The 13,859-nt window shown below is 60.7% G+C and carries 15 protein-coding genes; 4 read left to right on the top strand and 11 right to left on the bottom strand.

The window, feature by feature from the left end; all coding sequences use genetic code 11:
* Window positions 1-45: 45 nt before the first annotated feature.
* The 4 genes from lptE to KBY02_RS01020 all read left to right on the top strand — a co-directional run bounded on the left by lptE (window position 46) and on the right by KBY02_RS01020 (window position 3,596).
* Window positions 46-651 (top strand): LPS assembly lipoprotein LptE, encoded by a 606-nt coding sequence (gene lptE, locus KBY02_RS01035; RefSeq protein ID WP_225649710.1) that lies wholly within the window; start codon window positions 46-48, stop codon window positions 649-651.
* A 40-nt stretch (window positions 652-691) separates the two neighbouring features.
* The gene (holA, locus tag KBY02_RS01030) at window positions 692-1,729 is read left to right on the top strand and encodes a DNA polymerase III subunit delta (protein WP_011268982.1); all 1,038 of its coding nucleotides are present in this window, start codon (window positions 692-694) and stop codon (window positions 1,727-1,729) included.
* A 290-nt stretch (window positions 1,730-2,019) separates the two neighbouring features.
* Window positions 2,020-2,175: an alternative ribosome rescue factor ArfA gene (arfA, locus tag KBY02_RS01025; protein WP_002555325.1), complete on the top strand. Its 156-nt coding sequence runs from the start codon at window positions 2,020-2,022 to the stop codon at window positions 2,173-2,175.
* An 83-nt stretch (window positions 2,176-2,258) separates the two neighbouring features.
* On the top strand, window positions 2,259-3,596 hold the full coding sequence (locus tag KBY02_RS01020; protein WP_003399783.1) for a lytic murein transglycosylase: 1,338 nt from the start codon (window positions 2,259-2,261) through the stop codon (window positions 3,594-3,596).
* A gap of 142 nt (window positions 3,597-3,738) precedes the next feature.
* On the opposite strand, the gene lipA is transcribed toward KBY02_RS01020, so the two are convergent.
* The 11 genes from lipA to nadD all read right to left on the bottom strand — a co-directional run bounded on the left by lipA (window position 3,739) and on the right by nadD (window position 13,858).
* Window positions 3,739-4,746: a lipoyl synthase gene (lipA, locus tag KBY02_RS01015; protein WP_002555327.1), complete on the bottom strand. Its 1,008-nt coding sequence runs from the start codon at window positions 4,744-4,746 to the stop codon at window positions 3,739-3,741.
* Window positions 4,739-5,395, bottom strand: a complete 657-nt coding sequence (gene lipB, locus KBY02_RS01010; RefSeq protein ID WP_024639415.1) for a lipoyl(octanoyl) transferase LipB — start codon at window positions 5,393-5,395, stop codon at window positions 4,739-4,741. The genes lipA and lipB overlap by 8 nt, the downstream gene beginning before the upstream one ends.
* Window positions 5,395-5,670 carry a DUF493 domain-containing protein gene (locus KBY02_RS01005; RefSeq protein ID WP_003340907.1) on the bottom strand — a complete coding sequence of 92 codons (276 nt, stop codon included), beginning with the start codon at window positions 5,668-5,670 and terminating at the stop codon, window positions 5,395-5,397. Before KBY02_RS01005 ends, lipB begins: the two co-directional genes overlap by 1 nt.
* Before the next feature lie 90 nt (window positions 5,671-5,760).
* Window positions 5,761-6,921 (bottom strand): D-alanyl-D-alanine carboxypeptidase family protein, encoded by a 1,161-nt coding sequence (locus KBY02_RS01000; RefSeq protein WP_003399777.1) that lies wholly within the window; start codon window positions 6,919-6,921, stop codon window positions 5,761-5,763.
* A gap of 241 nt (window positions 6,922-7,162) precedes the next feature.
* Window positions 7,163-8,191, bottom strand: coding sequence for a septal ring lytic transglycosylase RlpA family protein (locus KBY02_RS00995; protein ID WP_011268986.1), 1,029 nt, complete (start codon window positions 8,189-8,191; stop codon window positions 7,163-7,165).
* On the bottom strand, window positions 8,191-9,198 hold the full coding sequence (gene mltB / locus KBY02_RS00990) for a lytic murein transglycosylase B (protein ID WP_003399773.1): 1,008 nt from the start codon (window positions 9,196-9,198) through the stop codon (window positions 8,191-8,193). Before mltB ends, KBY02_RS00995 begins: the two co-directional genes overlap by 1 nt.
* Window positions 9,199-9,215: 17 nt before the next feature.
* Window positions 9,216-10,319, bottom strand: a complete 1,104-nt coding sequence (gene rodA, locus KBY02_RS00985; protein ID WP_003399772.1) for a rod shape-determining protein RodA — start codon at window positions 10,317-10,319, stop codon at window positions 9,216-9,218.
* Window positions 10,320-10,350: 31 nt separating this feature from the next.
* Window positions 10,351-12,246 carry a penicillin-binding protein 2 gene (gene mrdA, locus KBY02_RS00980; protein ID WP_003399770.1) on the bottom strand — a complete coding sequence of 632 codons (1,896 nt, stop codon included), beginning with the start codon at window positions 12,244-12,246 and terminating at the stop codon, window positions 10,351-10,353.
* Window positions 12,247-12,274: 28 nt separating this feature from the next.
* Window positions 12,275-12,742: a 23S rRNA (pseudouridine(1915)-N(3))-methyltransferase RlmH gene (rlmH, locus tag KBY02_RS00975; RefSeq protein ID WP_002555336.1), complete on the bottom strand. Its 468-nt coding sequence runs from the start codon at window positions 12,740-12,742 to the stop codon at window positions 12,275-12,277.
* A 9-nt stretch (window positions 12,743-12,751) separates the two neighbouring features.
* Window positions 12,752-13,138 carry a ribosome silencing factor gene (gene rsfS / locus KBY02_RS00970; protein ID WP_002555337.1) on the bottom strand — a complete coding sequence of 129 codons (387 nt, stop codon included), beginning with the start codon at window positions 13,136-13,138 and terminating at the stop codon, window positions 12,752-12,754.
* 60 nt (window positions 13,139-13,198) lie between these two features.
* Window positions 13,199-13,858, bottom strand: a complete 660-nt coding sequence (gene nadD / locus KBY02_RS00965) for a nicotinate-nucleotide adenylyltransferase (RefSeq protein WP_161420682.1) — start codon at window positions 13,856-13,858, stop codon at window positions 13,199-13,201.
* Window position 13,859 lies beyond the last annotated feature (1 nt).

Genomic DNA, 13,859 nt, shown 5'->3' with positions numbered 1-13,859 from the left:
AGGGCACGCACTGGCGGCCCAAACGGATTCAAGGGGAGCATCAAGATGATCAAACGCAATTTGCTGGTGATGGGCCTGGCTGTTCTGTTGAGTGCCTGTGGCTTCCAGCTGCGTGGCACCGGTACCACCGAGCTGGCGATCAAGGAGCTGGATGTCAGCGCCCGCAACGCCTATGGCGAAACCGTGACGCAACTCACTCGCCTGCTGACCAGCTCCGGCGTCAAGGTCTATACCGGCGCGCCTTACAAGCTGATGCTGACCAACGAAGCCGAGACTCAGCGCGCCATCAGCTACTCGGGCTCGGGTCGCTCGGCTGAATACCAGCTGACCACCACCCTGACCTATGAAGTGCATGGCGACAAGGATCGCTTCCTGCTTGGCGATAAAGTCACTGCAGACCGTTCCTACGTGCACGACGGCAACAATCTGACCGGTTCCGACCAGGAAGCCGCCCAGGTTCGTCAGGAAATGCGCAACGACCTGATCCAGAAAATGATGGCTCGCTTGCAGCAACTGACCCCTTCGCGTCTGGGCGAGCTGCAGGCCAAGGCCGATGCGGTTGCCAAGGCCGAAGCCGACGCACTGGAGGCTGCCCAGCGAATCCGCGACGAGACGCCTCAGCAGTCGCCTGTCGAAGTTCCAGCCAGATAAGTGTTCGGGGCCATTCTCCGGCCCCGATATTCTCTGACTCATGAAACTCGCCCCCGCCCAACTCGGCAAGCACTTGCAAGGCACACTTGCGCCCGTCTACGTGATCAGCGGTGACGATCCGCTGCTCTGCCAGGAAGCAGCTGACGCCATTCGCGCAGCCGCACGCCAGCAAGGCTTCGATGAGCGGCAGGTATTCAGCGCCGACGCCAGCTTCGACTGGGGCACACTGCTCCAGGCGGGTGCCAGCATGTCGCTGTTTGCCGAACGCCGTCTCCTGGAGTTACGTCTGCCCTCCGGCAAGCCCGGCGACAAGGGTGCTGCGGCACTCATGGAATACTGCGCCAGACCTGCCGAAGACACCCTGCTGCTGATCAGCCTGCCCAAGCTTGATGGCAGTGCGCAGAAAACCAAATGGGGCAAGGCCCTGGTCGAGGGTGCGCAAACCCAGTTCGTGCAAATCTGGCCGGTAGACATCGGCCAGCTGCCGCAATGGATTCGCCAGCGCCTGTCGCAGGCAGGTCTGGCAGCGACTCAGGACGCTGTCGAACTGATCGCGGCCCGAGTCGAAGGCAACCTGTTGGCCGCCGCGCAGGAAATCGAAAAGCTCAAATTGATGGCCGAAGAAGGCCAGATCACCGTCGAGACCGTGCAGGCGGCCGTAGCCGACAGTGCGCGCTTCGACGTATTTGGCCTGACCGATGCAGTGCTCAATGGCGAAGCTGCCCACGCGTTGCGCATGCTCGAAGGACTGCGTGGCGAAGGGGTCGAAACGCCAGTGATTCTCTGGGCATTGACCCGCGAACTGCGCGCCCTGGCCAACATGTCGCAACAGTTCAGCCAGGGCGTACCGCTGGACAAGGTGTTCAGCTCGGCACGCCCGCCGATCTGGGACAAGCGCAAGCCACTGATGAGCAAAGCCCTGCAACGTCACTCGGCCAAACGCTGGAGCCAGCTGCTCATGGATGCGCAACGCGTCGATGCGCAGATCAAAGGCCAGGCAGCAGGCTCGCCCTGGAGCAGCCTGAGCCGGCTGGCACTGCTGATGGCGGGGCAACGATTGGCATTGCCTGCGGAGTAGGCAGGTGTTGTCGACTCTCGTTCCCACGCTCTGCGTGGTAATGCCCTTCAGGACGCTCTGCGTCCTCCTGTGACGCGGAGCGTCACGAACTGCATGCCGACGCAGAGCATCGGCACGATAATCAAAGCGACGGGCCTGCACCGGCCCCTTCGCGAGCAAGCTCGCTCCTACAGGTCTTCATTCACTCGGCCAATTACGCGCTCAGCGCCATAGCATACGACTATTGGACACACGCGCCGCTCTGCCCGATGATTCGCAGCGTTTTACAATACCCATCAGGAGCACCTGCCATGAGCAAGCCAAAGCGGCCGAACAAGGCCAAATCCATCATCGCCCAGCCCTTGTTCCGCAGTCGTCAGGAACAACCGGCCAAAGGCAAAGGCAGCTACCGCCGCGAAGCCTTCCAGTCTAAAAGCTGGGAGGCTTCCTGCTTTATGGCAGCCTGATATCGAGCAACATTTCCGGGGCGCTTTCAACCGCTTAGCCGTGTTATGGTCTGCACCTAACGGTAATACCCTTGGACTCAAGCATGCCTTCTCGTTTTACCCATCGCCCGCAGCTGCGCCAACTCATCGCTGCCTCCAGTCTTGTTGCCCTGGTAGCCTGCGCAGAAAAACCCACTGCAGCCGATGCCACACCTCTTCAATCCAGCAAGGTGCAGACAAACGCTCCTGCCGTAGCGCCTACGCCAGCACTGGTCGTTGATGACAACCTCACGATTCAGCCCGCCGTCAGCTTCAGCGAATGGCAGGCCGGCTTCCGTGCCCAGGCGTTGAAGGCAGGCATTCGCGCGGACGTATTCGATCTGGCATTTGCCGGCGTCACCCCCGACATGAGCGTGGTCAAGGCCGACCGCAGTCAGCCTGAATTCAGCCGCCCGGTCTGGGAATACCTTGACGGTGCCATCTCTGCCGCACGCGTACGCAAGGGTCAGGCGCTGCTGTCGCAGTATGCCGACGACCTGCAGAAGATCGAGCAGCAGTATGGCGTCGATCGTCAGACGCTGGTCGCGGTATGGGGCATGGAAAGTAATTTCGGGTCGTTACAGGGTACGCAATCCGTCATTCGCTCACTCGCCACACTGGCCTATGAAGGTCGCCGTCCCGGCTTTGCACAGAGCCAGTTGCTCGCCGCGCTGGAAATCATCCAGCATGGCGACATCACCCCGGACAAAATGCTCGGTTCGTGGGCCGGTGCGATGGGCCAGACGCAGTTCATCCCGACCACCTATAACACCCATGCCGTGGATTTTGACGGCGATGGCCGACGCGATATCTGGAACACCCCGGCCGATGCCCTGGCATCCACAGCACACTACCTGCAAAGCTCCGGCTGGCAGCGTGGTCAGCCCTGGGGCTTTGAAGTGGTGCTCGGCTCGGGGTTCGATTACTCGCTGGCCGATTCGACAACCCGCAAGAGTCTCGTTGAATGGCAGCAACTGGGTCTGAAACAGCCCGACGGCTCAGCCATTCCGGTCGCCGCCAGCCAGCAGCAAGCCGCCTTGCTGTTGCCAGCCGGTTATCGCGGGCCGGCCTTTCTGGTGCTGGACAACTTCCGCGCCATCCTCAAGTACAACAACTCGACCTCCTACGCACTGGCGATCAGCCTGCTCTCCGATCGCTTCAAGGGCGCGGGCTATGTCATGGGCAGCTGGCCACGCGGAGACCTGCCGCTGAGCCGCTCAGAGCGCATTGAGCTGCAAACCCTGCTCTCGGCACGCCAGTACGACGCAGGCGCGCCAGACGGCATTATCGGCGCCAATACACGCAAGGCCATCCGCAGTGCGCAGCAATCGCTCGGCTGGCCAGCCGATGGTTACCCGACGCATGAATTGCTGGAGAACCTGCGCAAGCCTGTCGGGCAGTAATCGGGAGGACGCAGAGCGTCCAGAACGGCATGCCAACGCGGAGCGTTGGCACGATAGTCCGCAGATAATCGGCACGATCATCAGCCACAAAAAGAAGGGCCAGGTATCGCTACCTGGCCCTTCCTGTTTTTGCGGCGTGCTGTCAGAGCATCGCCTTGGCGATCTTGGCTTGCTCGTCGGCGTGGTACGAAGAGCGTACCAGCGGCCCTGAAGCGACGTTCTTGAAGCCCATCTTGTAGCCTTCTTCGGCGAACCAGGCAAAGGTGTCCGGGTGGACAAAGCGCTGCACGGGCAAGTGATTGCGTGAAGGCTGCAGGTATTGACCCAGGGTCAGCATGTCGATGTCGTGTTCGCGCATGCGCTGCATGACTTCGATGACTTCTTCGTCGGTCTCGCCCAGCCCCAGCATCAAACCGGATTTGGTCGGTACGTGCGGGACCATCTGCTTGAAGCGCTGCAGCAGGGTCAGCGACCACTGGTAGTCCGACCCCGGACGCGCAGCCTTGTACAGACGCGGTACGGTTTCCAGGTTGTGGTTGAACACATCCGGCGGCTCGGCGGCGGTGATTTCCAGCGCCACGTCCATCCGGCCACGGTAATCCGGTACCAGCGTTTCGAGCTGCACGCCCGGCGACAGCAGGCGGATTTCGCGAATGCAGTCGGCGAAGTGCTGAGCACCGCCATCACGCAGGTCGTCGCGGTCCACCGAGGTGATCACCACGTACTTCAGGCGCAGGTCGGCAATCGCGATGGCGAGGCTCTTCGGTTCGTTGACGTCGAGCGGCTTCGGACGACCATGGCCCACGTCACAGAACGGGCAGCGACGGGTGCAGATGTCGCCCATGATCATGAACGTTGCAGTGCCACCGGAGAAGCATTCGCCCAGGTTGGGGCAGGACGCCTCTTCACAGACGCTGTGCAGCTTGTGCTTGCGCAGCAATTGCTTGATACGGTCGACTTCCGGAGAAACCGGGATGCGCACGCGAATCCAGTCAGGCTTCTTCGGCAGGTCTACCGTCGGGATGATCTTGACCGGGATGCGCGCAACCTTTTCCGCTCCGCGCAGCTTGACGCCCGCTTCGACTTTCGGACGGGCCACTCGCTCGGAAACATCCAGCGTCGGGATCAGGGTTTGCACGGTGTCAGTCATAATGGTTTATTCCGCCCGTAAGGGTCGCCTGCTCAGCGTAGTCGAGGTGTTTGACGAGCTGCGCACGCAGTCGGGCACTTACCTCGGAAAATTCTATCTGCCCTGCCTGATCGCTCAGTTGGGTCATGGCCAGCCCGGCGTATCCGCACGGGTTGATGCGGCGGAACGGCTCAAGGTCCATGTCGACGTTCAACGCCAGACCATGAAACGAGCAGCCGTTGCGAATGCGCAGACCGAGCGACGCTATCTTCGCGCCGTCGACGTATACGCCAGGGGCATCAGCCTTGGCTGCTGCCTTGACGCCGTAGTCGGCGAGCAAGGCGATGAGGGTGTTCTCGATCCGGGTGACCAGATCGCGAACGCCGAAACCAAGGCGCCTGACGTCCAGCATCAGATAAGCCACCAGTTGGCCCGGACCATGATAAGTCACTTGGCCGCCACGATCGACCTGTACGACAGGAATATTACCCGGCAGCAGCAAATGCTCGGCCTTGCCGGACTGTCCCTGAGTGAAAACCGGCGGATGCTGAACCAGCCAGACCTCATCGGCAGCCTCGCGGCCACGCTCGTCGGTAAAGCGCTTCATGGCGTGCCAGGCGGTTTCGTAATCGATCAGGCCCAGATCACGAAAACCCAGCGTACCCGCCATCAGAGCACCATGTGCACGAAACCCGTAGCGCGCAAGGCACTATTGATATCGCGCAACTGGTCTTCGCCGGTAGCGACAATGTGCAGTTGCACAGTGGTGTATTTGCCGTTGCTGCTCTGACGCTCGGCGAGCGTCTTGAGGTCGACCGTGGCATGCTTTTCAAGCACTTCCATCACGGCCGCCGTAAAGCCCACACTGGTGTCACCGATCACCTTGATCGGGTAGTCATTGCAGGGAAATTCTATTTTGTGCGACTTGATGTCGGTATCAGTCATGGCAGTAAAGGTCTCACAAGCCGTGACGACGGACACGCGGCCCGCTCAGATCATGAGCAGGCCGCGAGAAGGTCGGCATTGGTTACTGGATCAGTTGAACAAGCCGTAGAAGAACAGGCGGATGCTATCCCACACGCGGCGGAAAATACCACCTTCCTCAACCCCATCGAGCGCAATCAGATTGGCGGTGTGAACCACCTGATCGTCTTTCTTGACCTCGACCTTGCCGATCACGTCGCCCTTGGCGATTGGCGCAACCAGTTGCGGGTTCATGGTCATGCTGGCAGACAGCTTCTTCATGTCGCCTTTTGGCATGGTCATGCTCAGATCTTCAGCCAGACCGGCCTTGACCTGACGCTCGGTACCTTTCCAGACCGTGGCCTGGGCCAGCTCGGTGCCCTTCTGATAGAAGTTCTGGGTTTCGAAGAAACGGAAGCCATAGGTCAGCAGCTTCTGGGTTTCCGCCGCACGGGCCTGTTCGCTGTTGGTGCCGAACACCACGGCGATCAGACGCATGCCGTCACGTACTGCCGAGGACACCATGCAGTAGCCGGCTTCATCGGTGTGACCGGTTTTCAGACCGTCAACGGTCTTGTCGCGCCACAGCAGCAGGTTACGGTTAGGCTGTTTGATGCCGTTCCAGAAGAACTCCTTCTGCGAGTAGATCGCATAGTGGGCCGGGTCTTCGTGAATGATCGCGCGCGCCAGGATCGCCATGTCGTGAGCCGACGAGTAGTGCTCAGGGTTCGGCAGACCGGTCGGGTTCATGAAGTGACTGTTGGTCATGCCCAGGTCGCCGGCAGTCTTGTTCATCATGTCGGCGAAGGCGTCTTCGCTGCCGGCGATGTGCTCGGAAATCGCGACACTGGCGTCGTTACCCGACTGGATGATGATGCCGTGCAGCAGGTCGCTGACCGTGACCTGGCTGCCGACCTTGATGAACATCCGCGAACCGCCCGTGCGCCAGGCGTTTTCACTGATCGTCACCGGATCGTTTTCGCCGATCTGGCCGCGACGGATTTCCAGGGTCGCGATGTAGGCGGTCATCAGCTTGGTCAGGCTGGCAGGAGCCAGACGCTGATCACCATTGTTCTCGACCAGGACGTTGCCACTGGTGGCATCCATCAGCACGTAGGCCTTGGCCGCCAGTTGCGGTGCAGCAGGCGTCATCTGCTCTGCCGCCCACACAGTCGGGGTGATAATCAGTGGAACAAGCAGGCACAAACGTTTTGCAAAGGTGGTGATGTTCATCCGTCTCTCGAGAATCCTAATGGGCAAACATGCCCTTGCGGGCAAAACTGAACAGACCGGCGAAGCGAAAACGCCTCGGTACGGCTCGTGGCGCCAGGCTGTAACCCTGGCTGACAAAGTCGCCTGTTCGACACACGACCTTGTGGGCAGTTACCTGCAACGCTTGCCCTGAAAGCAAATCTGCGCCGCGTGCGACTGCATATCGTCCCCCATTATTGCCGGGGAACGATTGTCGAAGAACTTACTGATCCGATGTCACTACGCTCGGCTGACCCAGATTGGCCGACCTGACGCTGTTTTGCAGCTGCTGGGCTTCACCCTGCGTGTCGATCGGTCCCATCCGCACTCGATAGAGTGTTTGCTGATTGCGCGCTATCGAGCTGACGAACACCGGCGCTCGAACCATCCCGCTCAATTTCGACCTCAGGAGTTCCGCAGCGTCCGGGTTGGCGAAGGCTCCCACCTGGAGAAACAGCCCAGCGGCTTGTCCTGAAGCGTTTTTTTTTGCGTCAACCTGCATCGGCACGACGGGTGCAGCGTGCTGCTGAGGCGGCGGTGTGTACTGCTCGACGGTGCCGGTCGAAGTGGACAGCGCAGGCGGCGTCGCCTGGGCAACGACCTGCGGCTGATTGAGCAACAGCGGCGCCGGACGACCCCGTTGCGCCCACCATTCCTGCGGGTCGATACCCTCGACCTTGACCCGAGCCGTGCCGCTTTCGGCATAGCCGAGCTTTTTGGCGGCCGCGTAGGACAGGTCGATGATGCGGTCGGAATAGAACGGCCCGCGATCGTTGACGCGCAGGATCACCGTGCGATTGTTGTCCAGATTGGTCACTTTGACGTAGCTGGGCAGCGGCAGGGTCTTGTGCGCGGCGCTCATGCCGTACAGGTCATACACTTCGCCGTTGGCAGTGTTCTGGCCATGAAACTTGGTGCCATACCAGGAGGCGGTGCCCGAAGCGACGTAACGCTTGGCATCGCTCATCGGGAAGTAGGTCTTGCCCAGCACGGTGTACGGGTTGGCCTTGTAGGCCCCGGTGTGCAGGGTCGGCGTTGCGTCAGGGATACGCGAGACATCCACATCCCACCACGGCGCGCCGTCCTTGTGGGCTCGGTTGATGTCCAGGCCCGGCATCGAGCGCACGACTGCACCGCCTTTTGGCGGCTGCGACGACGTTGTGCGTGACGGCGACGAGCAACTGGCGACCAGCACTGCCAGGCCGGTCAGCGCCAGAAGCTTGAATGATTGAAGAATCGGCGATGCCCGCATTACTTGACGCCTCGAGCTTGAACCAACGATTCAGACAGCTGATATACGGCCATGGCGTACATCACACTGCGGTTATAACGGGTGATTGCATAAAAATTGTTCAAACCCAGCCAGTATTCAGGACCATTGTCGCCTTCCAGACGAAATGCCGTCACCGGCATATCGTCGCGCAGCGCATCATGACTCGCCCAGCCCAGCTGTCGCAACTCCCCGACCGACATTACCGGATCAAGCGCAGGACTCAACCCCTCGTCAACCCGGTCGCCGCGGGCCGTGGCGCGACTGACCACCGGCTGACCGGCCACCCAGCCATGGCGTTTGAAATAGCTGGCGACACTGCCGATGGCATCGTCCGGGTCGGTCCAGATATTGATGTGACCGTCACCGTCGAAATCCACCGCGTAGGCGCGGAAGCTGCTCGGCATGAACTGCGGCAGCCCCATTGCCCCGGCGTACGACCCCTTGAGGGTCAGGGGATCGACCTGTTGCTCGCGCGCCAGCAGCAGAAACTCGCGCAGTTCCTTGCGGAAAAACTGGGCGCGCGGCGGGTAATCGAAGCCAAGCGTCGACAGGGCGTCGATCACCCGGTAATTACCGGTATTGCGGCCGAAGAAGGTTTCTACACCAATGATCGACACGATGATCTGCGCCGGCACGCCATATTCCTGCTCGGCACGCGCCAAGGCGGCCTCATGCTGACGCCAGAAGTCGACACCGCGAGCGATGCGCGTATCGGTGATGAACATCGGCCGATACTCTTTCCACTGCTTGACCCGTTCGGCCGGGCGGGAAATGGCATCGAGAATGGCCTGCTTGCGCTCGACCTCGCGGAACAGGCTCATCAACTGCTCACCGGCAAAGCCATGATCGCGGGTCAGCTCACCGACGAATTCCGCCACCTGGGGCGACCCATCATAGTCGCCCGCCAGCGCCTCTTGCACCGAGCCAAGGATGCCCACCAGACCGACCACCGGAGCATATCGAGCCCAGTTACGCATTGCTTGCATTGAATAGTTCACCTTAATCAAACTTGAGCGATCCATTTACGATGTGTATGGATCGACATCAAAACCCCAAACGCTGACAGTAGGGTCACGAGCGAAGTTCCGCCGTAGCTAATGAAGGGCAACGGCACCCCCACCACTGGCAGCAGGCCACTGACCATACCGATGTTGACGAAAACGTAAACAAAAAACGTCATGGTCAACGCGCCGGCCAGCAGTTTGCCGAATAATGTCTGCGCCTGCGCAGTGATCACAAGCCCGCGGCCGATCAGCAGCATATAGATGATCAGCAGCGCACAGATGCCTACCAGGCCGAACTCTTCACCCAATACTGCAATGATGAAGTCGGTATGGCTTTCCGGCAGAAAGTCGAGGTGCGACTGGGTACCGAGCAACCAGCCTTTGCCGAACACGCCGCCCGAACCGATCGCAGCCTTTGACTGAATGATGTTCCAGCCGGTCCCCAGCGGATCGCTTTCGGGGTCCAGAAAGGTCAGTACGCGCTGCTTCTGGTAGTCGTGCATGAAGAAGAACCACATGGCCACCGCGGCCGGTATGGCCGCCGCCAGTACACTGATAATCCAGCGCCAGCGCAAACCGGCCATGAACAGCACGAAGGCACCCGACGCCAGAATCAGCAGTGACGTTCCCAGGTCGGGCTGGCGCACGATCAGAATGAACGGCACACCAATCAGGGCGAGACTGACCGCCACGTGCTTCAAATGCGGCGGCAGCGTGCGCTTGGACAGGTACCAGGCGATGGTCGCCGGCATAATGATCTTGAGAAACTCCGAAGGCTGGAAGCGGATCACCCCGGGAATGTTGATCCAGCGCGTTGCGCCCATGGCGTTGTGGCCCATGACATCCACCACCACCAGCAGCAGCACGCCGATGACATACAGCACCGGCACCCAGCGCGCCATGAAGCGCGGCTCCAGCTGGGCGATCACCACCATTGCCACCAGACCGATGCCGAACGAACTGGCCTGTTTGATCAGCAGGTCCCAGTTCTTGCCGCTGGCCGAATACAGCACGAACAGGCTGCCCGCCGCCAGCGTCAGCAGCAGGATCAGCAATGGGCCATCGATATGAATGCGCTGCAGAAACGTGGCGCGGCGACGCATCACGTCTTCACTGGACAGGATGCGGTCGAAATTACTCTTCACGGGCCGCAGCCTCCAGATTCAGGGAACCGGCGTACTCGGGTTTGAGATGGCCGTTTTCGTCGAGCAGCCAGGCGTCCAGGACCTGACGCACGACGGGTGCAGCAACGCCGGAACCGGACTCGCCGTTCTCGACCATCACTGCAACAACGATTTTCGGGTTATCAGCCGGGGCGAAGCCGACGAACAAGGCATGGTCGCGGTGGCGTTCCTGAACCTTGGTGCGGTCGTATTTCTCGCCCTGCTTGATGGCCACCACCTGGGCAGTACCGCTCTTGCCGGCAATCCGGTACTGCGCACCAATGGCGGCCTTGCGCGCCGTACCGCGCGCGCCGTGCATCACTTCCTGCATGCCATGGTTGACGCGTCCCCAGTTGGCCGGGTCGCGCAGCACGATGTCCGGCATCGGATTTTCATCAACAGGCGCCTTGCCTTCGATGGTTCTGGCCAGATGCGGCCGATTCCATACACCCTTGTTGGCCACCAGCGCGGTCGCCTGGGCCAGTTGCAAAGGCGTCGCCTGCATGTAGCCCTGACCAATCCCGAGAATCAGGGTTTCGCCAGGGAACCAGGCCTGCCGGCGCGTGGCGCGCTTCCACTCACGGGACGGCATCAGGCCGGGAGATTCTTCGAACATGTCCAGCGAGACCTTCTGCCCGATACCGAACTTGTTCATGTAGGTAGCGAGTCGATCAATGCCCACCTTGTGTGCCAGATCGTAGAAGTACGTGTCATTTGAACGCATGATCGCCGTATCCAGATCGACCCAGCCATCGCCGGTGCGGTTCCAGTTGCGGTACTTGTGATCGTAATTGGGCAGTTGGTAATAGCCCGGATCGAATACCCGCGAGCCAGGCGTCACCGCACCGGTATCCAGCCCGGCAATCGCCACCGCAGGCTTGATGGTCGAGCCAGGCGGGTACAGCCCTCGCAGGATGCGGTTGAACAGCGGCCGGTCGATGGAATCGCGCAGCTCGGCATAGGCCTTGAAGCTGATGCCGGTGACAAACAGATTCGGATCGAAGCTCGGCGCACTGACCATCGCCAACACTTCCCCGGTGGCCGGGTCCAGCGCGACGACCGCACCACGACGCCCGCCCAGTGCCGCTTCGGCGGCTTCCTGAAGTTTGATGTCCAGGCTCAGGACGATGTCCTTGCCGGGGATCGGGTCGGTGCGCTTGAGCACACGCAATACGCGACCACGGGCGTTGGTCTCGACCTCTTCGTAGCCGACCTGACCATGCAGCTCGGGCTCGTAAAAGCGCTCGATGCCGGTCTTGCCGATATGGTGCGTGCCGCTGTAATTGATCGGGTCGAGGCTCTTGAGCTCTTTCTCGTTGATGCGCCCCATGTAGCCGACCGAGTGGGCAAAGTGCGGCCCTTGCGGGTAATGCCTGACCAGTTGCGCAACCACTTCGACGCCCGGCAGGCGGAACTGGTTGACGGCGATCAGGGCGATCTGCTCCTCGCTCAGCTCGAACAGGATGGGCACCGGCTCGAATGGCCGACGCCCCTGCTTCATGCGCTTTTCGAAGATGATGCGGTCGTCGGGGGTGAGCTGCAGGATCTCGACAATGGTGTCGAGCACGCTGGACCACTCGCCGGCGCGCTCACGGGTCATGCTGAGACTGAAACTGGGCCGGTTATCGGCGACCACAACGCCGTTACGGTCGTAGATCAACCCGCGGCTGGGCGGAATCGGCTGAACGTGAACGCGGTTATTTTCCGAAAGCGTGGAGTGATACTCGTACTGGATGACCTGCAGGTAATACAACCGGGCAATCAGCACGCACACCAGCAACACCACCGCCACAGCACCGAACACGACCCTGCCGCGCACCAGGCGTGCGTCCTTTTCGTGGTCTTTGAGGCGGATCGGTTGAGACATTTAGGCCGTATTCACAGTAAAGACGATGCTACTTGTGATAAGGGTGCCCGGACAGGACCGTCCAGGCGCGATACATCTGCTCGCCGATCAGGATGCGCACCAGCGGGTGCGGCAGGGTCAGCGGCGACAGAGACCAGCGTTGTTCACTGCGGGCACAGACTTCAGGCGCCAGCCCCTCGGGGCCGCCGACCATCAGGTTGACCGTGCGCGCATCGAGACGCCAGCGATCGAGCTCGACCGCCAACTGTTCGGTGCTCCACGGTTTGCCATGCACTTCCAGCGTGACAATCCGCTCGCCCGGCTGCACTTTCGCCAGCATCGCCTCGCCTTCCTGACGGATAAAGCGCGCGACGTCGGCGTTTTTGCCTCGGGTATTGAGCGGGATTTCCACCAGTTCAAGCGCAAGCTCGGAGGGCATCCGCTTGGCATATTCGTGCCAACCTTCTTCCACCCACTTGGGCATGCGCGAACCCACAGCGATCAGACGCAGACGCACATCAAGACCTTATTCGTTGCCCGGTGTGTGGTGCGCAGCGCTGGCAGCACGGCTTTGTTCAGCCCCCTGCCACAAGCGCTCGAGGTCATAGAACTGGCGTGCCGCAGCGGTCATCACATGGACGATCACATCACCCAGGTCCAGCAGGACCCAGTCGCTGTCGCCCTTGCCTTCTTCGCTCAGGGACTTCAGGCCGGCAGCCTTGACCTTGTCACGGACGTTATCGACCAGTGCGTTCAACTGACGGTTGGACGTACCGGTGCAGATCAGCATGTAGTCAGCGATGCTGGTCTTGTCGCGCACGTCGATGGTCAGGATGTCGGCACCCTTGACCTCTTCGAGGGCTGCAATCGCAACATTGATGACTTCTTCACTGCTCATTTTTTGCTTGGTCATATAAAACTCATTCAGCTCGTATGTGTGGGACCGTCCAGACGCTTGTCGATCAAAGCAGTTTCAGGACGACCCATCAGTGTTCGGCGCGCGGTAAAGTCCGCGCGCATCGATATAGGCCAGTACCGCGTCTGGCACCAGAAAACGTACCGACTTACCGCTGGCCAGCAGTTGACGGATCTGGGTGGCAGATACCGATAAAGGCGTCTGCCAGACGAATGTAATCTGTCCACCCGGCCCTTTCAGGGCCTTGGGATCGCTGACTGCGCGGGCCGCCAGCAGATTGCGCATGGCATCCGGCGACTCGCTGTCCGCGTCCGGGCGTTGCAGCACCACGATATGGCAGTGCTCCAGCAGTTCTTCCCATCTGTGCCAGGTCGGCAGCCCGCAAAAGGCATCCCAACCCAGCAACAGGAACAACTGGTCGCGAGGCGCCAGTTCGGCGCGCATCGATTCCAGTGTGTCGAGGGTGTACGACGGTTTGTCACGTTTCAGTTCACGGTCATCCACCGTCAGGGGCGACACACCCGCAACGGCGCTCTGAACCATCGCCAGACGATCCTCGGCGGTGACGCTCGGCATGTCACGATGCGGAGGCCTGGCACTGGGCGTCAGGCGCAACTCATCGAGTTCCAGCAGTTCGGCCACTTCGAGCGCACCGCGCAAATGACCGATATGAACCGGGTCGAACGTGCCCCCAAGCATGCCGATACGTCTGGGCAGC

The sequence above is a fragment of the Pseudomonas sp. P129 genome (assembly GCF_020312195.1).
GTDB lineage: Bacteria > Pseudomonadota > Gammaproteobacteria > Pseudomonadales > Pseudomonadaceae > Aquipseudomonas > Aquipseudomonas fragariae.
Note: the sequence above shows the minus strand (reverse complement) of the source record. Positions and strands in the feature narration are given on the sequence as shown.

Coding starts and splice junctions, on each gene's coding strand:
- KBY02_RS01005 (WP_003340907.1), bottom strand. CDS start 5,670: ATGACTGATACCGACATCAAGTCGCACAAAATAGAATTTCCCTGCAAT.
- KBY02_RS00995 (WP_011268986.1), bottom strand. CDS start 8,191: ATGCGGGCATCGCCGATTCTTCAATCATTCAAGCTTCTGGCGCTGACC.
- arfA (WP_002555325.1), top strand. CDS start 2,020: ATGAGCAAGCCAAAGCGGCCGAACAAGGCCAAATCCATCATCGCCCAG.
- lptE (WP_225649710.1), top strand. CDS start 46: ATGATCAAACGCAATTTGCTGGTGATGGGCCTGGCTGTTCTGTTGAGT.
- mltB (WP_003399773.1), bottom strand. CDS start 9,198: ATGCAAGCAATGCGTAACTGGGCTCGATATGCTCCGGTGGTCGGTCTG.
- holA (WP_011268982.1), top strand. CDS start 692: ATGAAACTCGCCCCCGCCCAACTCGGCAAGCACTTGCAAGGCACACTT.
- mrdA (WP_003399770.1), bottom strand. CDS start 12,246: ATGTCTCAACCGATCCGCCTCAAAGACCACGAAAAGGACGCACGCCTG.
- lipB (WP_024639415.1), bottom strand. CDS start 5,395: ATGGCGGGTACGCTGGGTTTTCGTGATCTGGGCCTGATCGATTACGAA.
- rodA (WP_003399772.1), bottom strand. CDS start 10,319: ATGCGTCGCCGCGCCACGTTTCTGCAGCGCATTCATATCGATGGCCCA.
- lipA (WP_002555327.1), bottom strand. CDS start 4,746: ATGACTGACACCGTGCAAACCCTGATCCCGACGCTGGATGTTTCCGAG.
- KBY02_RS01020 (WP_003399783.1), top strand. CDS start 2,259: ATGCCTTCTCGTTTTACCCATCGCCCGCAGCTGCGCCAACTCATCGCT.
- rsfS (WP_002555337.1), bottom strand. CDS start 13,138: ATGACCAAGCAAAAAATGAGCAGTGAAGAAGTCATCAATGTTGCGATT.
- KBY02_RS01000 (WP_003399777.1), bottom strand. CDS start 6,921: ATGAACATCACCACCTTTGCAAAACGTTTGTGCCTGCTTGTTCCACTG.